Source organism: Marichromatium sp. AB31 (assembly GCF_003718685.1).
Lineage (GTDB): Bacteria > Pseudomonadota > Gammaproteobacteria > Chromatiales > Chromatiaceae > Marichromatium > Marichromatium gracile.
In genome coordinates this window covers 83317-103155 of sequence record NZ_RHFI01000009.1, presented here as the reverse complement: position 1 = coordinate 103155, position 19839 = coordinate 83317, and the positions used below count along the sequence as shown (strand labels likewise).

Sequence of the window (19839 nt, the reverse complement as noted above, 5' to 3'; positions counted from 1 at the left end):
AGCGGCTCAGCCGCTCCCCTCGGCGCCGGCGGTGTTCGCGGAGACGGCGCCGCGCGGCTCGCCGTCCCTGAGACCGTACTTCTGGATGCGATAGCGCAGGGTCTCGCGGGTGGTGCCGAGGGCGCGCGCGGCGGCGGTGACGTTATAGCCGCTGCGCTCCAGCGCGGTGCGGATGATGTAGCTGTCCATCTCGTCGAGCGCCATGCTGCCATCGAGCGGGATGGTCAGCAGGTCGCCGTCGACGCCGGGCGCGGGCGCCTCCTCGGGACCGGGCACCAGACCGCTGCCGAGCTGCATCCACTCGATCGGGAAGCACTCGCCACGGGCCAGCAGCACCGCGCGCTCGACGACGTTGCGCAGCTCGCGCACGTTGCCCGGCCAGCTGTAGGCGCGCATCCGCTCGTAGACCGCCTCCGGGATCTCGCGCACGCGGTTGCCCGAGCGCGCGTTGTACTCGTCGACCAGCGTCGGCACCAGCTCGTGGAGATCGTCGAGGCGCTCGCGCAGCGGCGGCAGGTCGAGCCGGAAGACGCTGAGCCGATGGTAGAGATCGCTGCGGAAGTCGCCATCGCGCACCCGTTGCTCCAGGTTGCGGTTGCTCGCGGCGATCACCTGCACGTCGACGTCGATCGCCTTCTCCGCGCCCAGCCGGCGGACGCGATGGTCCTCCAGCACGGTCAGCAGCTTGGTCTGCAGGTCGAGATCCATCTCGGCGATCTCGTCGAGAAACAGCGTGCCCTCGTTGGCCTGCTCCAGATAACCGCGATGGCGCCCCTTGGCGCCGGTGAAGGCGCCGGACTCATGGCCGAACAGCTCGGACTCCAGCAGCTCGCGCGGCAGCGCGGCACAGTTGACCTCGATCATCGGACCGTCGGCCCGGGGACCGGCGTGGTGGAGGATGCGCGCGACCAGCCCCTTGCCGACACCGGTCTCGCCACCGATGACCAGGGCGCTGAAGGGCACCTCGGCGAGGCGCGCGATCATCTCGCGCGTCGCGCGGGTGATCTCGCTGCGGCCGATATAGGACTCGACGCCGTAGCGCCGCCGCCGGTCGCGGCTCTCGCGACTGAGACGGCGCTGCGCCATGGCCGCGCGGCGCGCCCCGGAGACCACCAGCTCAAGCCGGTTCAGCGCGCAGGGCTTCTCGAGGAAGTCGTAGGCCCCCAGGCGCAGCGCCCTGACCGAGTCGGAGACACCGCCGTAGCCGGTCAGCAGGATCCACTCACCGGCGATCTTCGCCTCACGCACCTCGTCGAGCAGGTCGAGCACGTTGCCGTCGGGCAGGCTCATGTCGGCAAGGGTCACCTGCGGCTCGAGACACTCCTCGAGCAGTCGCCGCCGCGCCTCGCCGAGCGTCGTCGCATGTTCGACGTCCCAGCCCTTGGTGGTGAAGTGCCGGGCCAGCTCCTCGCCGAAGGCCGCGTCGTCCTCGATGATCAGCAGCGAATTCCCCATCAGTGTCAGGTCTCCTCGTCAGCGTCGGGATGGAGGCGCGAACACCCTCGGGCATCAAGCCGCACCAGTCTCGATGGCGTGCCACGGCGCGGGCACGGGGGCATCCTCGACAGCGGCCGCGCCCCGTCCACGCATCCCCGGCGCCGCGACCGGCGCGCCAGTGGAGGATCTGGAGACGATCGGTGGCGAATGCACGCCTCGGCAGCGGGGGAATGCGACCGTCTCCCCGGGGCTACTCCAGCAACCGCTTGAGGTCGGCGACGCCGACCGGCTTGAGCAGGTGCGCGTCGAACAGCGCCGCCTCCTCGCCGAGGCTCGACACGCCGTAGCCCGACACCGCCACCAGCCGGAAGGCCCGGCGCTCGGGGCGCTCGGCGAGGCGGCGCGCGACCTCGATGCCGTCGATATCGGGCAGGCCGATGTCCAGCAGGATCAGGTCCGGACGCACCCGGGAGACCGCCTCCAGCGCCTCGGCCCCGCTCGCGCCGCCGCTGACCTCGTGGCCGAGCGCGCGCAGCAGCTCGCTCGCCGCCTCGACCACATCGGGGCTGTCATCGACGATCAACACCCGTCTGCCCTCGCCCGGCGCATCGTCCCCCGCCGCAGCGCCGGGCCCCACGTCGGTCTCGGGCGCGGGGCCGGCATCGAGCGGAAAGGTCAGCGTGACACGGGTACCCTGGCCGGCCCCGTCGCTGTGCAGATCGATGCTGCCGCCGTGCAGCCCGACCAGGTTCTTCACCAGGGTCAGCCCCAACCCGAGGCCGCCCTCCACCCGCGCCAGCGAACGCGGCCCCTGCGTGAAGGGCTCGAACAAGGTGGGGATCGACTCGGGGGGGATGCCCCGCCCGTCGTCCGCGACCGTGACCCTGGCCACCCCGGCGTCCGCGACCAGACCGACGGCGATGCGCCCGGCTCGATCGGTGTACTTGACGGCGTTGTGCAGCACATTGCTCAGCACCTGGACGAGCCGCGTCGCGTCGCCGCGCACCGCCACCGCCCCCGGCGGCAAGTCGAGCGCGAGCGTATGCTCACGCGCGCGCGCCTCGTGCTCGACCACCTCCAGCGCCTCGCGCACCAATCGCCCCAGGTCCTGGCGCGCCACCTTCAGCTCGATCGCGCCGCGGGTGATGCGGGCGACGTCGAGCAGGTCGTGCACCAGTCGCTCCAGATGATGGGTCTGACGGTCGATCACCCCGAGCGCCCAGTCGAGCGTGGTCTGATCGGTCTCGCCCAGCGCCAGACGGTCCAGCGCGTTGCGCACCGGCGCCAACGGGTTGCGCAGCTCGTGACCGAGCATCGACAGGAACTCGTCCTTGCGCCGGTCGGCCTCGGCGAGCTGCTCGGCTTGGCGGCGCAGGCTCGTCTGCAGCGCCTGCTGGCCGCTGACGTCGAGCGCCAGCGAGAGCACCGAGACCAGCCGACCGTCGGCGTCGCGCAGCACCGAGTTGTGCCACTCGCACCAGATGGTCTCGCCATCCTTGCGGCGGTTGAGGTGGAGCGCCTGATTGTGCTCGACCAGCCCGCCGACCAGTGCGCCGACCATGTCCGCGAAGGGCTCGCGCGCCTCGTCGGGGAACAGCCCCAGCCCACGCAGCGACCCGCGCAGCGCCTCGGCCTCGCTCCAGCCGAACACCCGTTCCGCCGCCGTCGACCAGCGCAGCAGGGTGGTATCGGCCGCCCACTCCAGCGAGGCGACCGGGGACTTGTCGACATGCAGCTTGAGCCGCTCCAGGGTCTCGCGGTAACGCCGCTCGGCCCGCGTGGCGCGGGTGACGTCGGCGAGGATGCCGACACAGCCCCCGACCTCGCCGGTCTCGTCGCGCAGGGGCGCGGCCGAGGCGATGAGATGCCTGACCTCACCGTCGGCGAAGTGGATCTCCTCGTGGAAGTCGTGCACCGGCTCGCCCTCACGCGCCGCGACCTGCATCGGCAGCTCGGCGGTGGTCAGCTCGCGCCCGGCGTGGAAGACGCGAAACGGCAGCGCGGTGGCATCGGGCCCGGACAGCGAGGGGTTGCTGTGCTCGGGCAGGCGCAGGATCTCGGCGCCGGCGCGGTTCATGTCCATGTTGCGGCACTCGAGATCGCGACCGATATAGATCCCCACCGGGGCGGCCTCGAAGACCGCGCGCAGCTCGCCGGCGCGCGCCCGGTTCTCGGCATTGAGTCGGGCGATCTCCTCGGCGTTGCGACGCCGCTCGGTGATGTCGATGACCAGCACGAAGAAGCCGTCGACGGTGCCGTTGTCGCGTCGGTCCGGGATGTACTCGATCTGGCAGCAACGGGTGCCCGCGCCCTGATAGGGCAGCCAGGCGTCGAAGCGACAGACCGAGCCCGCCAGCGCCTGCTCCATGTGGGGACGGACCAGCGCGAAGGCCTCCTCGCCAAGGACATCGACCACCGGTCTGCCGCGGATCTCTGCCGGATCGAGCCCGAACCAGCGGGCATAGGCGGCATTGTTGAAGCGATAGCACAGCGACGCGTCGACCCGCGAGATCAACACCGGCAGCGCATCGGCGAGACGGCACAGGGTATGGTCGCGATCGGACGGCGCCGCCTCGGCGCACTTGCTCGCGGTGATGTCGGTCCAGGTGATGATGGCCCCGTCGATCTGGCCCGCGCTCGAACGATAGGGCCGTATCCGGCGCAGAGACCAGTGCCCGCCGTCGCCCGGGACCTCGCGCGGCACCACCGGCGTGCCCGCCAGCACCAACGCGGCCTCGTCGACCAGCCCGGCATCCTCCAGGCGCCAGCCGAGGTCCGCCAGCGGGCAACCGGGCTCGACCCCGCCGGGTCGCAGCAGCGTCTCCGTCGCCGGGGTCCAGCGGCGCACGCGCAACCGCGGATCGACGAAGAGCACCGGCATCTCGGTGCCGACCAGGAGGGCGTCGAGCACCTCGTTGGCCGTCTCCAGCTCGCGCACCCGGTCCATGAGCCGGGTCAACTCATCGTTGAGCACCTGTCGCCCTGCCCCGGCGGTCTTCAGTTCATCATCGGTGGAGCACCGCTCCCTGGTCATCGACGTCGCCCCCTCGTTGGAGACCCAGAGGTCTGCAGTGGAGGCACCATCTGCCCGGGTTGCTGCGTACAACATGGCGCCACGCCGAGCCCGGCCTCCTCCTATGCGTTCAGGATAACCCCGAGCGGCGTGCCGGGCTCATTCGGAACATCGATCGCCCGCGCAATACAATCCGGTTGATTAAGACAGAGGCGGGAGGCCTGAGGAGGGCTCGGCGCGCCTGAGCCCAGCCGCAGTAACGGCCCAGCGGCCGACCAGACGCTCAGCGGCACGCCGTCGCGGCAAGCTGGCCAGACGCATCATCTCCCCAGACCGGCATCACCGCCCAGTGAACCACCCGTGAGCACCGCGCGCATGGCGCGATCGGCGCCGACATCGAGCTGGCCGATCCGGTCGCGCTCCAGATAGACGGTGAAACCGCCCAACTGATAGCTCATCGGCAGGAACACGGCCACCCGGTCGTCACCGTCATCGGCGCCGGGCAGGACGACGCGCTCCTGCATCACGAAACCGACCAGGAGCATCCCCTGGATGTCGACCGCCACGGGTCGGCCCAACCCCTCGTCGCCATCCTTGGCAAAGAATCGCGACACGTCCTTGATGCCCTGGAAGAGGCTCTTCACCAGCGGGATGCGATCGAGCACGCGCTCGGCCAACCTGAGCAGCCAGCGCACCAGGAAGAGGTTGGCGATCAACCCGGCGACGACCGTCAACGCCACGCCGGCGACCAGCCCCATGCCGGGCAGATACCAGCCAGCGGGCATCAGCACACGCACCAGATCCCCCATGAACAGCTCCACCGAGCGCCCGAGCCAGACCAGGAAGGCGATGGTGATGACCAGGGGCGCGAGCAACGCCACCCCCTGCAGGAACCAGTTGCGCAGTCTCTCGAACAGGTTTTTCCGACTCATCTCGACGCTCGCTCCTCCGGGCTCAGTGACTCCGTCATCGGCATGTCTCCTTCGGCATCGTGCGCCGTGATCCAGGCCAGCGGTCCCGGCGCATCCAAGCGGGCGGCCCCCGCGTCCTCCACACGCAAGCACTGCCGATGCCAGACCGCACCACGACGACGACCGCGCGCGGCGACGGGCGAGACGGCGAGCGCGCGGCCCGATCACGGCGACCCCGAGCGGGGCATTACAACCGCCCCGGGTTGAATTGCACCGCACGGCGCTGTCGGGCGACACCCGCGCGGCGCCCGTCACCGCCCGGCACGGCGACATGGGCGCACGAGGCGATGGCGCGACGCCTGCTTCGCAGGAGTCGCCGCGCGGATGATGCGGCGCACGATCGACGGGGTCGAGCGCGACAACGAGGTGTTGCATCTGGCGCTCAAGGCACAGGCGCTGCGCGCGGTCGCCTCGCTGGACAACTGAACCGGTCGGCGCGACCGACTACGCCGGCGACGGCGCCAGCGGCAGCTCCAGGGTCGCCGTGTCCTCGGCCAGGTGGAGGGTGCCGCCGCTGTCGCGCGCGGCACGCTCGGCCGCCTGCGCCATCAAGCGCAGATCGGCGCGCTCGACGGGGAGTTCCGCCGCCCGCCCACCCTCGGCGCGCAGCCGCAGCACGAGCCGCCCGGCCACCACCCGACACTCGAGGAGCGGCCGGTGGTCGCGGGCACCAATGCAATCGGTGCCGATACCGATGAGCCGCAGACAGTGGACCAGCGCCGCCTCGAGGCTGTCGCGCTCGACCTCCACCACCACGCCGACGTCCTCGGCGAGCGGAACGACCCGTCCACCATGGACCCGTATCACCCCGGCGCCCAGGGCCGCGGCATCGAGCCGCTGCGGCGGGCCGTCGCCGAAGCGCGTCGAGCGCACCGAGTCGCTGAGTCCGTCGGAGAGCGTCGCGGCGGCACCGAGCAGGCGCTGGAGGCGCTCGCGGTGCGCCCGATCCTCGACGAGTTCGAGTTGCAGGGTCTCGGCGACCAGCTTGATCACGCTCAAGGGGGTGCGCATCTTGTGGGCCTGTTGTCGCGCCTGCTCGGCGAGCAGGGAACGGCGTTCCAGATCGGCGAGACGCTCACGCTCGGCGTCAAGCGAGGCCCCCGCGGGGGTGTTGGTCTGTGTTGATGACATAACGATCATCGGCATTGGTGGCGCATCACGGTGGTCGGGCCGGATCGGGGCGCCGCACGGCGCCCTGCCCGCGCGGTGCTCGACGGGCTCCGGCCACTTGGCTCATACAAGGTCTTCTGGATTTTTTCTGCAAGGAGCGGGCCGATCCTGGCCGACCCAAGGTGCGCGCGGAACAACGTGGCGGATCGAGCAGGACCAGCCAAGGAATCCGCCGCCGATCGACTCCAGATCGCCGAGCCCATCCCCGGTTCGCCCCTCCTGGATCGGACGCAGCCGCGTCTTGTGATGGAACGCGGGAATGACCGCGCGCTTGATCAGGAAGGTGACGCCTTGCAGGTCCGGCTGAATCACCGCGGCGGTCGACGGCAGGCGCATCGGCCCACGCAGCGTGCTCGCCAAGGCTCGGTCGGCGGCGGCGTCGATCCTTGGGACGAAAGCCGGGCGGGGCCTCAGCGTCGTCCCCCTTGGTCGCGATGTTTGCGCGCAAGCTCGACGAATTCGCTCAGGTAGCGGGTGTCGGCATCGGCCGCGCGAATACCGAGAAAGATCTGCTTGGCGATCCCCTCCATGCCGAGCCGTACCGCGGTCAGCTCGAGCTTGGGCGCGTACTCATCCACCAGCCAGCGCGGCAGGGCCGCGACACCACGTCCACTGGCGACCATCTGCAGCATGATGTCGGTGGTCTCGATCGGCTTTTGGCGCTTGGGCCGGATGCCGGCCGGCAGCAGGAACCGGGTGTAGATGTCGAGCCGGTCGATGGCGATGGGATAGGTGATCAGGGTCTCGCGGGCGAGCTGCGCGGGCTGCACGAAGGGGGCCGTACGCAGGGCGTGCTGCGGCCCCACCACCAGCACCTGCTCGTAGTCGAGCACCGGCTCGAAGTGCAATCCCGTCTCGTAGAGCGGATCGGGCGTCACCAGCAGATCGATCTCATGCGCGAAGAGCGCGCCGATGCCGCCGAACTGGAATTCCTGCTTGACGTCCACGTCCACGTCCGGCCAGGCGGCCAGGTAGGGCGAGACCACCTTGAGCAGCCACTGGTAGCAGGGGTGGCACTCGATGCCGATGCGAAGCGTCCCGCGCTCGCCCAGGGCGAACTGACGCAGGCGTGCCTCCGCATGGGTGAGCTGCGGCAGCAGACGATCGGCCACCGAGAGCAGATACTCCCCGGCCTGCGTCGGGCGCAAGCGGCGCCCCTCGCGGGTCCAGAGCGCCACGCCGAGCTGGTTCTCCAGCTTGCGCACCGCATGGCTCAGGGCCGACTGGGTCAGGTTGAGCTGCTCGGCGGCGGCGGTCAGCGAGCCCTGCTGATCGACGGCGCGAACGATGGCCAGATGGGAGCGCTCGAGTTGTGTCATCGGGGCAATCCATGAGTGATATGCATGCTTAGATGAGAAAATACCATTTTATTTCATGTTTCATGCTGGTGAGAATGGCCACATCCCTTCTCCATCGACCAGGACATTCGACATGGCCATCACTCACAATCTCGGTTTTCCCCGCATCGGCGCCAAGCGTCAGTTGAAGTTCGCGCTCGAGTCCTATTGGAAGGGCCAGTCCTCGATCGAGGACCTCAAGGCCGTCGGCAGCCAGCTCCGCGCGCAGCACTGGGAGGACCAGACCGGACTGGACCTGGTCCCGGTCGGCGATTTCGCCTTCTACGACCAGATGCTCGACATGAGCTTCACGCTGGGCAACCTGCCCGAGCGCGTGCGCGGTCTCGCCGGCGATGCACTCGACACCTATTTCCGCGTGGCGCGCGGTCGCTCGGCCCCGGCGGTCGAGGAGCAGGCCGGCTGCACCTGCGGCGTCGCCGCCGGTGAGATGACCAAGTGGTTCGACACCAACTATCACTACATCGTCCCCGAGCTGACCGCCGACACCCGGTTCGAGCTCGACGCCTCGCGTCTGCTCGAGCAACTGGCCGAGGCCAAGGCGCAGGGCGTGCGGGCCAAGCCGGTGGTGATCGGCCCGGTGACCTATCTCGCACTCGGCAAGACCAAGGACGGCTCGGATCCGCTGGCGCTGCTCGAGCGCCTGCTGCCGGTCTACGCCGAGCTGCTGAACACGCTGGCCGAGCACGGCGCCGACTGGGTGCAGATCGATGAGCCCATCCTGGTCACCGAACTCGACGAGCCCTGGCGTCATGCCTTCGAGATCGCCTATCACGAACTCAAGAGCGCGCCGGTCAAGCTGTTGCTGGCGACCTATTTCGGCGAGCTCCAGGAACAGCGCTATCTGGCCGCCAACCTGCCGGTGGCGGGCCTGCACATCGATGTCGTGCGCGGACGCGAGGACCTGGTGCCGCTGCTGAACCTGCTGCCGTCCAGCAAGATCCTCTCGCTCGGGGTGATCGACGGACGCAACATCTGGAAGACCGATCTGAACGCGGTGCTCGAGTGGCTGGAGCCGATCCAGGCGCAGCTCGGCGAGCGTCTGTGGATCGCGCCCTCCTGCTCGCTGCTGCACGTGCCGGTGGACCTCGACAGCGAGCAGAGGCTCGATCCCGAGATCAAGTCCTGGCTCGCCTTCGCCAAGCAGAAGCTCGACGAGCTGCGCATCCTGGCCGGCGCGCTGAACCAGGGGCGTCATACGGTCCAGACCGAGCTGGCCGCCAACCGCGCCGCCATCGCGGCGCGTCGCAGCTCGCCGCGCGTCAACAACCCCGCGGTCAAGGCCGCGCTCGCCAAGATCGACGCCCGGCTCGGAGAGCGCAACAGCCCCTATGCCGAGCGCGCCGCCAAGCAGGCCGAGCGGCTCCAGCTGCCCAAGTTCCCCACCACCACCATCGGCTCCTTCCCGCAGACCGCCGAGATCCGTCAGACCCGCCGTCAGTTCAAGGCCGGTGACATCGAGGAGGCGGCCTACGTCGAGGCGATGCGCGGCGAGATCGCCCGCTGCGTGCGCGAGCAGGAAGCACTGGGGCTGGATGTCTTCGTCCACGGCGAGCCCGAGCGCAACGACATGGTCGAGTACTTCGGCGAGCAGCTCGACGGCTACGCCTTCAGCCAGTTCGGCTGGGTGCAGTCCTACGGTTCGCGCTGCGTCAAGCCGCCGATCCTCTTCGGCGACATCAGCCGTCCCAAGGCGATGACGGTCGACTGGATCACCTACGCCCAGTCGCTGACGACCAAGCCGATGAAGGGCATGCTCACCGGTCCGGTGACCATCCTCAACTGGTCCTTCGTGCGCGACGACCAGCCGCGCTCGGTCACCTGCCGCCAGCTGGCCCTGGCCATCCGCGAGGAGGTGCTGGACCTGGAGCGGTCCGGGGTGCGCGTGATCCAGATCGACGAGGCGGCGCTGCGCGAGGGCCTGCCGCTGCGCAAGTCGCAATGGGATGACTATCTCGGCTGGGCGATCGAGTCCTTCCGCATCACCGCCAACGGCGTCGCGGACGAGACCCAGATCCACACCCACATGTGCTACTCGGAGTTCAACGACATCATCGCCGCGATCGCCGACATGGACGCCGACGCCATCACCATCGAGACCTCGCGCTCGGACATGGAGCTGCTCGACGTCTTCGACGACTTCAAGTACCCGAACGAGATCGGTCCCGGCGTCTATGACATCCACTCGCCCAACATCCCGGCCGAGGAACAGATGGTCGAGCTGATGCGCAAGGCCGCCGAGCGCATCCCGGCCGAGCGTCTCTGGGTGAACCCCGACTGCGGCCTCAAGACCCGCCAGTGGAACGAGGTCATCCCGGCCCTGACCAACATGGTCTCGGCGGCCAAGACCCTGCGGGCGAGCCTCGGCTGATCGTCTTTTTGAACCGCAAAGACGCGAAGGACGCAAAGAATTGGTAAGGATTTGAAGGAGCATGTCGCCCGGTTCGGGTCTTCAGCTCGGGTGACGGCGCCCATCGACGCGACTCATCCAATCCCTTTGCGCTCTTTGCCCCTTTGCGGTTCCAACTCTTTTCTTCGAACCGCAAAGGCGCGAAGGACGCAAAGAATGAGGAAGGGATTGAAGGCGCATGTCGTCCGGTTCGAGTCTTCCGCTCGGGTGACGGCGCCCATCGACGCGACTCATCCAATCCCTTTGCGCTCTTTGCCCCTTTGCGGTTCCAACTCTTTTCTTCGAACCACAAAGGCGCGAAGGACGCAAATAATGAGGACGGGTTAGAAAGGAGCGTGTCGCCCGATTCGAGTCATCGGCTCGGGTGACAGCGCCTATCGACACGACTCATCCAATCCCTTTGCGCCCTTCGTGCCTTTGCGGTTCCAACTCTCTCCGAGAACAAACATGTTTGATCGCACCCAATACCGACTCGACCGCATCGACCCGGAGCTCTCCGCCGTCATCGAGCAGGAGAACCGGCGCCAGGAGGATCACATCGAGCTGATCGCCTCGGAGAACTACACCTCTCCGGCGGTGATGGCCGCTCAGGGTTCGCAGCTCACCAACAAGTACGCCGAGGGCTATCCGGGCAAGCGCTATTACGGCGGCTGCGAGCATGTCGACGTCGTCGAGCAGCTCGCGATCGATCGGGTCAAGACCCTGTTCGGCGCCGAGGCGGCCAACGTGCAGCCCAACTCCGGCTCCCAAGCCAACCAGGGCGTGTTCTTCGCGGCGCTCAAGCCCGGCGACACCATCATGGGCATGAGTCTGGCCGAGGGCGGGCACCTGACCCACGGCATGGCGCTCAACATGAGCGGCAAGTGGTTCCGGGTGGTGAGCTACGGTCTCAACGCCGAGGAGGACATCGACTACGAGGCGCTTGAGCGCCAGGCGCGCGAGCACACACCCAAGCTCATCATCGCCGGCGCCTCGGCCTTCGCCCTGCGCATCGACTTCGCGCGCATCGCCCGGGTGGCCCGCGAGATCGGCGCCTATTTCATGGTCGACATGGCCCACTACGCGGGGCTGATCGCCGCCGGCGTCTATCCGAACCCGGTGCCGCACGCCGACTTCGTCACCACCACCACGCACAAGAGCCTGCGCGGCCCGCGCGGCGGCGTCATCCTGATGCGCGAGGCGCACGCCAAGGCCATCAACTCGGCCATCTTCCCCGGCATCCAGGGCGGCCCGCTGATGCACGTCATCGCCGGCAAGGCGGTCGCCTTCAAGGAGGCGATGACGCCCGAGTTCAAGACCTATCAGCAGCAGGTCGTCACCAACGCCGCCGTACTCGCCGAGACCCTGATCGCGCGCGGTCTGCGCATCGTCTCCGGGCGCACCGAGAGCCATCTGATGCTCGTCGACCTGCGCGCCAAGGGCCTCACCGGCAAGGAGGCCGAGCGGCTGCTCGGCGAGGCGCACATCACGGTCAACAAGAACGCCATCCCCAACGATCCCGAAAAGCCCTTCGTCACCTCGGGCATCCGCATCGGCACCCCGGCCATGACCACGCGCGGATTCGGCGCGGAAGAGGCCAGGCTCGTCGGCAACCTGATCGCCGACGTGCTCGATGCACCGCAGGACGCCGCGGTCATCGCCCAGGTACGCGAGCGGGTGTCGGGACTGACCGAGCGGTTCCCGGTCTATCGCTAGCGACCCATCGAGCCGGCGGAGACTGAGTGTCCGCCGGCCTCGAACCCGCCTCGATGCGCTTGACGATCCACTGGACCGACCGTCCCCGCCCCACCTCCAAGGCTGTTCATCATGGCAACCGTCTATCTGAGTCTCGGCACCAATCTGGGCGACCGACTCGGCAACCTCGAGCGTGCGGTCGCGCACCTCGCCGAGGTGCTGGATACGCGGGTCCTCTCGCCGGTCTATGAAACCGCCCCCTGGGGGCTGACCGATCAGCGCGATTTCTACAACCTCTGCGTGCGCGGCGAAACCAGACTCGACGCGCCAACGCTGCTGGTCCGGCTCAAGGCCCTGGAACGCAGGCTCGGCCGGGTCGAGGGCACCCCGTGGGGACCGCGGTTGATCGACATCGACCTGCTCTTCTACGACGATCTCGTCCTCGACGAGCCCGCGCTCAAGGTGCCCCATCCACGCATCCGCGGTCGCGCCTTTGTGCTGATCCCGCTGCTCGATCTGGTCGACGACCTGCGCCATCCGGCGCTCGATTGCTCGATTCGCGCGCTCGCAGCCGAGGTCGATGCCACGACGGTGCGCCGTTTGGATCTAACCCTTGCGGACGAGTTGATCGAGGCGGATGCGGGGCGTGCGCATTGCGCGTGCCCTCGGTCGTGAGGCCGCGCATGCCGCCCGAGGATCGACGCGGCCTGACGATCAAAGATGGGGGCCACGATCCGGCGGCGTCCGCAGCGGGTGGGCACGCCCGCGTCCAGGGCGCGGCGGCTCAGGTGCCCGCGGACGTCTCACGATCGGCACGCCCGAGGCGCAACTCGAAGCGGGTCAGCCCGCCCTGTGAGGATGCGCGCGCGGTGCCGCCGTGCGCCTGCGCGATGGACCTGACGATGGCCAGCCCCAGGCCGCCGCCCTCGCTGTGGCGGGTGCGCGCCGGATCGGCGCGATAGAAGCGGTCGAACAGGCGCGAGAGCTGCTCCGGGGGGATGTCCGGACCGGGATTCTCCACCCTGACACAGACCGCGGCGCGCTCGTGCCCCAGCTCGATCCGCACCGAGCGGCCCGCCTCGGTATGGCCAATGGCATTGGTCAGCAGATTGCTGAGCGCGCGGCGCAACATCGAGGGGTCGCCGCACGTCTGCGCCTCGCCGGCCAACTCCAGACCGACCCCGCGCTCCTCCGCCCAGGCCTCGAAGTACTCGAACAGCGCGCGCGCCTCATCGGCCAGATCGACGACCGTCGTCCCCGGCCGCAGCAGCCCGTGGTCGGCCTGGGCGAGGAACAGCATGTCGTTGATCATGCGCGCGAGCCGCTCGTATTCCTCCAGGCTCGAATAGAGAATCTCGCGATACTGCTCGGGCTCGCGCACGGCGCCGAGCGCCACCTGGGTCTGCAGCGTCAGGTTGGAGAGGGGCGTGCGCAGCTCGTGGGCGACGTCCGCGGAAAAGTCCGACAGGCGCCGGAAGCTCTCTTCGAGACGCGCCAGCATGTTATTGAAGTCATCCACCAGGACCTTGATCTCGACCGGCACGCCGGCCTCGGGCAGACGCGCGTCGAGACGGCTCGCGTCGAGCGTGGCGACGTGCGAGGTCACGCGCCGCAGCGGACGCAGACCCATGCGCACCGCTCCCCAGCCGAGCCCGGCGGCGGCGACAGCGGTGAGCGCGACGGAGAGTCCCAGGACATGGCGCAGACTCGCCATGAAGCGCTGGTGATGGCCGATATCGATGCCCATGGCCACCCATGCCGACTCGCCTCCCCGCGGCCCCAGCGGCAACTCGACGAGCACCCCGCGAAAGCCGTACGGACCGCGCCGCCACTGGAGCCAGCGCGGCGGGTCGCCCGCCGCGCGCGACGGCGGCGCGGCCTCGCCCGGCTCGAAAGTGTTGCTCGGCAACAGGCCGGCGCGACGCGCGAAGATCAGCTCACCCTCGGCCGTGCGCACCCACAGCACCATGTCGGGGTGGCCGATGACGATGTCCTCGAGCCGTTTCTTCAGGGCGGACCTCGTCTCCGTGGTGCCCAGCAGGCGTTCCACCAGCGCGAGCTTGCCCGAGAGATCCTCGCGATCGAGGGCGCGGAAGTGCGCCGCGACCGCCCGCTCCAGCGTCCACCCGAGCCCGACCAGCAGCGCCGTGGTCGAGAGCGCGAACAGCAGGCTCAGCCGGACGGTCAGCGACGGGGTCCTCACGCCGGCACGTCCAGGACGTAGCCCATGCCGCGGACGGTCTGGATGAGACGCGGCTCGAAGTCGTTGTCGATCTTCAGGCGCAGTCGGCGCACCGCCACGTCGACGACGTTGGTGTCGCTGTCGAAGTTCATGTCCCACACCGACGAGGCGATCAGCGAGCGCGGCAGCACCTCGCCACGGCGGCGCAGGAAGAGCTCGAGCAGGGCATACTCCTTGGCCGTGAGCTCGATGCGCTGCCCCGCGCGCGTCACCCGGCGACGCAGCAGATCGACCTCCAGATCGGCGGCCCGCAGCACGGACGGCTCGCTCGGCGCGCGGCCGCGGCGCAGCAGGGTGCGCACGCGGGCGAGCAGCTCGGCGAAGGCGAAGGGCTTGACCAGATAGTCGTCGGCGCCCAGCTCGAGCCCCTTGACGCGATCCTCGACCTGATCGCGCGCGGTCAGGAAGAGCACGGCGAGATGCGGATGGCCGCGACGCAGCCCCTGGAGCACCTGCCAGCCATCGAGACCGGGCAGCATCACGTCCAGCACGACGAGATCGTACTCGCCGCTCTCGGCCTGGTGGAGCCCATCGAAGCCGTTGTCGACCAGATCCACCACGTAGCCGGCCTCTCCGAGGCCCTGACGCAAGTAGCTCCCGGTCTTCGGCTCGTCCTCGACAATCAAAATCTTCATCGTCTCTCCGATCTGTGACGCGGCGCCGCGGGCCGTTGCGGGCACGCGGCGGGGTCCGTCCGGATGCGTCCAAGGCTCGATGACAGCCTTGTCATCCTCCTGTCATGGCGTTGTGCAGGGTCGCGTCCAAGACTCTGAGACGACGATGACTGGCCGCTCGATCAGGGACGCCGGTCATGTCCGGGGCGAGCCCCGCACGACGAGACGGCGCCGCGGCCCGGACGACAGACCGCGCACCGCTCGGCTTCCATCCTATGAGACCTCGGGAGAGACCGATGAACGCATTCCGATGTATCACCCCCACTGGCCTCGCGCTGACCACCGTCCTGATGCTGCCCGGACTTGCCGCGGCCGAGGCGAGCGCGCCGGCGGCGAGCGCCGCGCCCGCCGCGCAGATGCCCGCCATGATGCAACGAATGACGGCGATGCAGGAACGGATGCAGACGATCCGCGCCACCCAGGACCCCGGCAAGCGGATGGCGCTGATGCAGCAACAGATGCACGACATGCAGGCCAACATGGACCAGATGTCGACCGCCATGAGCGGATGCAACATGGTGCAGAAGCGCGGCCACATGGACATGGTGTCGGGCGGCATGTCGGGCGACATGGGACCATCCGGCGCCGGACGGGGACCTCACGACCACGCGGGAGCGGGCGCCTCCGAGTGATCGCCGCGCGGGCGGAGGCGATACCGCGTCCAGTCGCCCGGCGGCACTGAGTCGCGCCGAGCGACCCGGCGCTCGCGCCCGGCCCGATGCACGGGGTCGGGCTCGGGCGGAACGATGTCCGCGTGACCACGCCGTGCCCGGCGGGCACGGCTCATCCTGACACCCCGGCCCCGAGCAACACGCCCCTTCCCCACCAGTCGACCGCACACCCGCCCCGGCCCCACACCGATGACGGGCCCCGCCCGCGCGACAGGCACCCGCGCGCAGGCGCAACCGGCGCGCCGCCGGTTTCCCGCAGCGATCCTCGCGCCCCGCCCCGCGGCGGCTCGATGACAACCTTGTCATGCTCGCGTCATCCGCGCGTTTGCGACCGAGCGGCAGACTGTTCCCCAACGACAGGACGTTGACCCTGGGCCATCGGCCATCACGGGACATCCGGGACACCTGTTCATCTCGTCTGCAATCGCAAGGGGCTAAACCCGATGAAGACTCAACTGACCGCACTCACGCTCGCGCTCCTCGCCGGCCAGGCATCCGCCGGCCACAGCTATGGCGCCTTCGGCACCGGCAACCCGGACCTCGAGGTCGGACATCCCCAGCCGGTGGTCCAGACCGCCCGGGCCGGATCGGACCAGGCGCCCTTCGACTTCCACCAGGGAATGTCCAGCCCGGACATCTCCCCGGTGCCGCAGCGGGCGGATGCCTCGGCGCGGGCCGAAAGGGCATCGTTCGACGCCTATCAGGGCCTCTCCAGCCCCGACATCGCGCCCTGAGGTTGGCTGGCCGTCGAGGCGTGCGGCTCCCTGCCCCCGCGCCGTGCCCGCGGCCCCTGCGACCGCCCCACTTCTGGTCACACCCACTCCGGCACAGCGTGCCCGGGGCGATGGGCGAATCAGGCGAAGGCCGGTGGCGGCGCGCCGTCACACACCGACTGGAGCGGGCGGCCATCGTCCGGTCGTCGCTCCGCGACACCACTCGAAACGGAGGAGATCACCATGATAGGCAGCGGATTTGGCGCGGGCGCCGGGATTCACGGGCTGGGCATGGTCCTGTTCTGGGGCTTGCTGATCCTGGGGATCGTCTGGCTGGTGCGGGGCCTCTCGGGACGGGGACCGGCCACGAACCGCGGTGAGCGCAGCGCCCGCGAGATCCTCGACGCGCGTTTCGCCCGCGGCGAGATCGATGCCGAGGAATACGGGCGCAAGCGCAAGCAGCTGACTCGGGACACGCGCATGACCGGCGCGGATCACTGAACTCGACACGGGGGAATCGAATGAGCCAGACCTTCACCTGCCCGATGCACCCCGAGGTGGTCCAGGACCACCCCGGAGACTGCCCCAAGTGCGGCATGGCGCTGGAGTCCGTCGGGGCGCCGCCCGCCCACACCCGATACGTCTGCCCGATGCACCCCGAGGTGGTTCAGGACCACCCCGGGGACTGTCCCAAGTGCGGCATGGCGCTGGAGCCGAGCACCGCCGCGCCCGGGGAGACGGCCAACCCCGAGCTCACCGACATGACCCGGCGGTTCTGGGTGAGCACGGCCCTCGCCCTGCCGCTCTTCGTGCTGGCCATGCTCGCCGACCTGGCGCCGCAGTGGCTCCCCGCCGGCGTCACCATGCGCCAGGTGCAGTGGATCGAGCTGTTCCTCGCCACGCCCGTGGTGCTCTGGGGCGGCTGGCCGCTGCTGGCGCGGGGCTGGCGCTCGCTCGTGACCTGGAATCTCAACATGTTCACCCTGATCGGGCTCGGCGTCAGCGTCGCCTGGTCCTACAGCCTGATCGCACTGCTGCTGCCCGAGCTCTTTCCCGCGCTCATGCGCCGCGCCGACGGCACGGTCGCGGTCTATTTCGAGGCCGCCGCGGTCATCACCACCCTGGTACTGCTGGGACAGGTGCTGGAGCTGCGCGCGCGCTCACGCACCAACGACGCCATCAAACTCCTGCTCGGTCTGGCGCCCAAGACCGCCCGCCTGATTCGCCCGGACGGGACCGAGGAGGACGTCCCCCTGGATCGGATCGCCCGAGACGACCGGCTGCGGGTGCGCCCCGGCGAGAAGATCCCGGTCGATGGGGTGGTGCTGGAGGGCAGCAGCCGGGTCGACGAGTCGATGATCTCCGGCGAGCCCGTCCCCGTGCCCAAGCAGGCCGGCGACCGGCTGATCGGCGCCACGCTCAACGAGACCGGCGCCCTGGTGATGCGCGCCGAGCAGGTTGGCGGCGACACCCTGCTGGCGCGGATCGTCGCGCTGGTCAGCGAGGCGCAACGCTCGCGCGCGCCCATCCAGGGACTGGCCGACCGGGTCGCGAGCGGGTTCGTGCCGGCGGTGGTACTGGTCGCGCTGATCACCTTCGGCGTCTGGTCGCTGTGGGGACCGGAGCCGCGTCTGGCCCATGCCGTGGTCAACGCGGTGGCGGTGCTCATCATCGCCTGCCCCTGCGCCCTGGGACTGGCCACGCCCATCTCCATCATGGTCGCCACCGGACGCGGCGCGGGGCTCGGCATCCTGGTCAAGAACGCCGAGGCGCTCGAACTGATGAGCAAGGTCGACACCCTGGTGATCGACAAGACCGGCACCCTCACCGAGGGGCGCCCGAGTCTGGTCTCGGTCGAGGCCACGGACGGATTCGATGAGGCGGAGCTGCTGCGCCTGGCCGCCAGTCTGGAGCAGGCGAGCGAACATCCGCTGGCCGCCGCCATCGTGCGCGGCGCCCAGACGCGCGAACTCACGCTCGAACCGCCGGAGGACTTCGCCTCCCACACCGGCCAGGGCGTCACCGGCCGGGTCGCGGGACGTATGGTGGCGGTGGGCACCGCGGCACTGCTCGAGGGGCTGGGCATCGACGGACGTCCGCTCCGGGAAGCGGCCGAGACGCGGCGCGGACAGGGGCAGACGGTGATGCTGGTGGCGCTCGACGGCCGCGCGGTCGGTCTGCTCGGCGTGGCCGACCCGATCAAGTCGACCACCCCCGAGGCGCTCGCGGTACTGGCCGCCGAGGGCGTCGAGGTGATCATGCTCACCGGCGACCACCGGGCCACCGCCACAGCGGTCGCCGAGCAGCTCGGCATCGCACGCTTCGAGGCCGGTGTGCGGCCCGAACGCAAGGGCGCGATCGTCAAGGAGCTACAGGCCGAGGGGCGGATCGTGGCCATGGCCGGGGACGGCATCAACGACGCCCCGGCGCTGGCCCAGGCCCAGGTCGGCCTCGCCATGGGCACCGGCACCGACGTCGCCATGGAGAGCGCCGGCATCACCCTGGTCAAGGGCGATCTGCGCGGCATCGCCCGCGCCCGCCAACTCTCGCACGCCACCCTGCGCAACATCCGCCAGAACCTGATGTTCGCCTTCGGCTACAACGGCCTCGGCGTGCCGATCGCCGCCGGCGCGCTCTATCCGTTCTTCGGGCTGCTGCTCTCGCCGATGATCGCCGCGGCCGCCATGAGCTTCAGCTCGGTGTCGGTGATCACCAACGCGCTGCGGCTGAGCCGGGAGCGGCTGTGACATGCGCAGGGAGCTGAGACATGCGCCGGGATTGGCGCGATTGCCGCGGGGCAGGCGCATCGGGCGCTCGGCCCGACCTGGGCGACCGGGCCGCCTCTCCCGCTTCCTGTTGGAACGGGCCCCGTGTGACAGGCGGGGTGTTCCAGCGCGGCGCTTGTCCGGCCTCCCCTTGGGACTTCGCACTGGGACAATGCCGGCGTGCAGGGATGATCCGCGCATAGGTGTCCCAGAAATCGGGGTAGACGGGAGCGGAAGTCTGATATTGCGTCGGGATGGAATCCCACAGAGCCTGTGCGGAGCGCTCTGTACGATCGCCAACATGGACCCCGACGATACGCCGAGTCGGGCGATCCATGGCGAGCCAGATCCACTGTTTGTTCAGACGTTTTCCGACAAGGGACCACAGCTCGTCGCACTCCAGGATCACTCCGCGAGGGTGTGGTGTTTTTTTAGCTGTTACGTCCCGTGTGATCATATTCCCCGTCGAAGCTATCCATTGTTCCGAGCCCGCGAGGTGCTTGAGCTTCTGCTTCACGAAGCAGCCACCGCTCGCGCAACAGTCCACAGCCCGGGAGCCTGATCGTCGAGGGACATCCGCCTGCACCACCCCGGCGATTCGTCGTGAGCTGCAGACCTCGACGTTGCCGACCATGGTCTTGGCTGAGCGCTACAACCTCTCGCCCCTGACGGTGCACAAGTGACGTCGAGGACGCCTCGCACCGCCCGCACCGACTCTCCACGACGCTCTCGCCGGCGCAGGAA

General features: G+C 69.3%; 16 protein-coding genes. 7 read left to right on the top strand and 9 right to left on the bottom strand.

All coding sequences use genetic code 11. From position 1 onward, the window contains the following. Nucleotides 1–6: 6 nt before the first annotated feature. The 6 genes from EBL84_RS08885 to EBL84_RS08865 all read right to left on the bottom strand — a co-directional run bounded on the left by EBL84_RS08885 (nt 7) and on the right by EBL84_RS08865 (nt 7910). Nucleotides 7–1455 (bottom strand): sigma-54 dependent transcriptional regulator, encoded by a 1449-nt coding sequence (locus EBL84_RS08885; protein ID WP_123140493.1) that lies wholly within the window; start codon nt 1453–1455, stop codon nt 7–9. Nucleotides 1456–1687: 232 nt separating this feature from the next. Next, nucleotides 1688–4471: a PAS domain-containing protein gene (locus EBL84_RS08880; RefSeq protein ID WP_190287923.1), complete on the bottom strand. Its 2784-nt coding sequence runs from the start codon at nt 4469–4471 to the stop codon at nt 1688–1690. 299 nt (nt 4472–4770) lie between these two features. Then, on the bottom strand, nt 4771–5382 hold the full coding sequence (locus tag EBL84_RS17070) for a DUF502 domain-containing protein (protein ID WP_132230197.1): 612 nt from the start codon (nt 5380–5382) through the stop codon (nt 4771–4773). Between the two features lie 483 nt (nt 5383–5865). Continuing rightward, nucleotides 5866–6552: a hypothetical protein gene (locus tag EBL84_RS08870; protein WP_123140490.1), complete on the bottom strand. Its 687-nt coding sequence runs from the start codon at nt 6550–6552 to the stop codon at nt 5866–5868. Between the two features lie 102 nt (nt 6553–6654). After that, nucleotides 6655–6951, bottom strand: coding sequence for a hypothetical protein (locus EBL84_RS16890; RefSeq protein WP_148040279.1), 297 nt, complete (start codon nt 6949–6951; stop codon nt 6655–6657). 50 nt (nt 6952–7001) lie between these two features. Further along, nucleotides 7002–7910, bottom strand: a complete 909-nt coding sequence (locus tag EBL84_RS08865) for a LysR family transcriptional regulator (protein WP_123140489.1) — start codon at nt 7908–7910, stop codon at nt 7002–7004. Nucleotides 7911–8022: 112 nt separating this feature from the next. On the opposite strand from EBL84_RS08865, the gene metE reads away from it, so the two are divergent. The 3 genes from metE to folK all read left to right on the top strand — a co-directional run bounded on the left by metE (nt 8023) and on the right by folK (nt 12705). Continuing rightward, nucleotides 8023–10317 carry a 5-methyltetrahydropteroyltriglutamate--homocysteine S-methyltransferase gene (metE, locus tag EBL84_RS08860; protein WP_123140488.1) on the top strand — a complete coding sequence of 765 codons (2295 nt, stop codon included), beginning with the start codon at nt 8023–8025 and terminating at the stop codon, nt 10315–10317. A 486-nt stretch (nt 10318–10803) separates the two neighbouring features. Then, on the top strand, nt 10804–12051 hold the full coding sequence (glyA, locus tag EBL84_RS08855; RefSeq protein WP_123140487.1) for a serine hydroxymethyltransferase: 1248 nt from the start codon (nt 10804–10806) through the stop codon (nt 12049–12051). Nucleotides 12052–12162: 111 nt separating this feature from the next. After that, nucleotides 12163–12705 (top strand): 2-amino-4-hydroxy-6-hydroxymethyldihydropteridine diphosphokinase, encoded by a 543-nt coding sequence (gene folK / locus EBL84_RS08850; protein WP_123140486.1) that lies wholly within the window; start codon nt 12163–12165, stop codon nt 12703–12705. Nucleotides 12706–12814: 109 nt separating this feature from the next. Here the strand turns inward: folK and EBL84_RS08845 are convergent, their stop codons facing one another. Together EBL84_RS08845 and EBL84_RS08840 are read right to left on the bottom strand one after the other, a co-directional pair. Continuing rightward, on the bottom strand, nt 12815–14233 hold the full coding sequence (locus tag EBL84_RS08845; RefSeq protein WP_123140485.1) for a heavy metal sensor histidine kinase: 1419 nt from the start codon (nt 14231–14233) through the stop codon (nt 12815–12817). After that, nucleotides 14230–14907 (bottom strand): heavy metal response regulator transcription factor, encoded by a 678-nt coding sequence (locus EBL84_RS08840; RefSeq protein WP_123140484.1) that lies wholly within the window; start codon nt 14905–14907, stop codon nt 14230–14232. Before EBL84_RS08840 ends, EBL84_RS08845 begins: the two co-directional genes overlap by 4 nt. A gap of 275 nt (nt 14908–15182) precedes the next feature. Here EBL84_RS08840 and EBL84_RS08835 point away from each other — a divergent pair, with 275 nt between their 5' ends. From EBL84_RS08835 to EBL84_RS08820, 4 genes are all read left to right on the top strand, one after another. Continuing rightward, nucleotides 15183–15578: a hypothetical protein gene (locus tag EBL84_RS08835; RefSeq protein ID WP_123140483.1), complete on the top strand. Its 396-nt coding sequence runs from the start codon at nt 15183–15185 to the stop codon at nt 15576–15578. A gap of 482 nt (nt 15579–16060) precedes the next feature. After that, the gene (locus EBL84_RS08830) at nt 16061–16351 is read left to right on the top strand and encodes a hypothetical protein (RefSeq protein WP_123140482.1); all 291 of its coding nucleotides are present in this window, start codon (nt 16061–16063) and stop codon (nt 16349–16351) included. Between the two features lie 222 nt (nt 16352–16573). After that, complete coding sequence (locus EBL84_RS08825; protein ID WP_190287922.1) at nt 16574–16831, top strand: SHOCT domain-containing protein; 258 nt, start codon at nt 16574–16576, stop codon at nt 16829–16831. 20 nt (nt 16832–16851) lie between these two features. Further along, nucleotides 16852–19077, top strand: coding sequence for a copper-translocating P-type ATPase (locus tag EBL84_RS08820; RefSeq protein WP_123140481.1), 2226 nt, complete (start codon nt 16852–16854; stop codon nt 19075–19077). On the opposite strand, the gene EBL84_RS17560 is transcribed toward EBL84_RS08820, so the two are convergent. After that, the gene (locus EBL84_RS17560; RefSeq protein ID WP_223806985.1) at nt 19040–19552 is read right to left on the bottom strand and encodes an IS1 family transposase; all 513 of its coding nucleotides are present in this window, start codon (nt 19550–19552) and stop codon (nt 19040–19042) included. The genes EBL84_RS08820 and EBL84_RS17560 overlap by 38 nt on opposite strands. Between the last annotated feature and the right edge of the window lie 287 nt (nt 19553–19839).

Excerpts from the sequence above, each read along its gene's own strand:
- EBL84_RS08880 (WP_190287923.1), bottom strand. The coding sequence starts at position 4,471 with ATGACCAGGGAGCGGTGCTCCACCGATGATGAACTGAAGACCGCCGGG.
- EBL84_RS08870 (WP_123140490.1), bottom strand. The coding sequence starts at position 6,552 with ATGTCATCAACACAGACCAACACCCCCGCGGGGGCCTCGCTTGACGCC.
- EBL84_RS08885 (WP_123140493.1), bottom strand. The coding sequence starts at position 1,455 with ATGGGGAATTCGCTGCTGATCATCGAGGACGACGCGGCCTTCGGCGAG.
- EBL84_RS08830 (WP_123140482.1), top strand. The coding sequence starts at position 16,061 with ATGAAGACTCAACTGACCGCACTCACGCTCGCGCTCCTCGCCGGCCAG.
- EBL84_RS08865 (WP_123140489.1), bottom strand. The coding sequence starts at position 7,910 with ATGACACAACTCGAGCGCTCCCATCTGGCCATCGTTCGCGCCGTCGAT.
- EBL84_RS08835 (WP_123140483.1), top strand. The coding sequence starts at position 15,183 with ATGAACGCATTCCGATGTATCACCCCCACTGGCCTCGCGCTGACCACC.
- EBL84_RS17070 (WP_132230197.1), bottom strand. The coding sequence starts at position 5,382 with ATGAGTCGGAAAAACCTGTTCGAGAGACTGCGCAACTGGTTCCTGCAG.
- folK (WP_123140486.1), top strand. The coding sequence starts at position 12,163 with ATGGCAACCGTCTATCTGAGTCTCGGCACCAATCTGGGCGACCGACTC.
- EBL84_RS08820 (WP_123140481.1), top strand. The coding sequence starts at position 16,852 with ATGAGCCAGACCTTCACCTGCCCGATGCACCCCGAGGTGGTCCAGGAC.
- EBL84_RS08825 (WP_190287922.1), top strand. The coding sequence starts at position 16,574 with ATGATAGGCAGCGGATTTGGCGCGGGCGCCGGGATTCACGGGCTGGGC.
- metE (WP_123140488.1), top strand. The coding sequence starts at position 8,023 with ATGGCCATCACTCACAATCTCGGTTTTCCCCGCATCGGCGCCAAGCGT.
- EBL84_RS08840 (WP_123140484.1), bottom strand. The coding sequence starts at position 14,907 with ATGAAGATTTTGATTGTCGAGGACGAGCCGAAGACCGGGAGCTACTTG.
- EBL84_RS17560 (WP_223806985.1), bottom strand. The coding sequence starts at position 19,552 with ATGATCACACGGGACGTAACAGCTAAAAAAACACCACACCCTCGCGGA.
- glyA (WP_123140487.1), top strand. The coding sequence starts at position 10,804 with ATGTTTGATCGCACCCAATACCGACTCGACCGCATCGACCCGGAGCTC.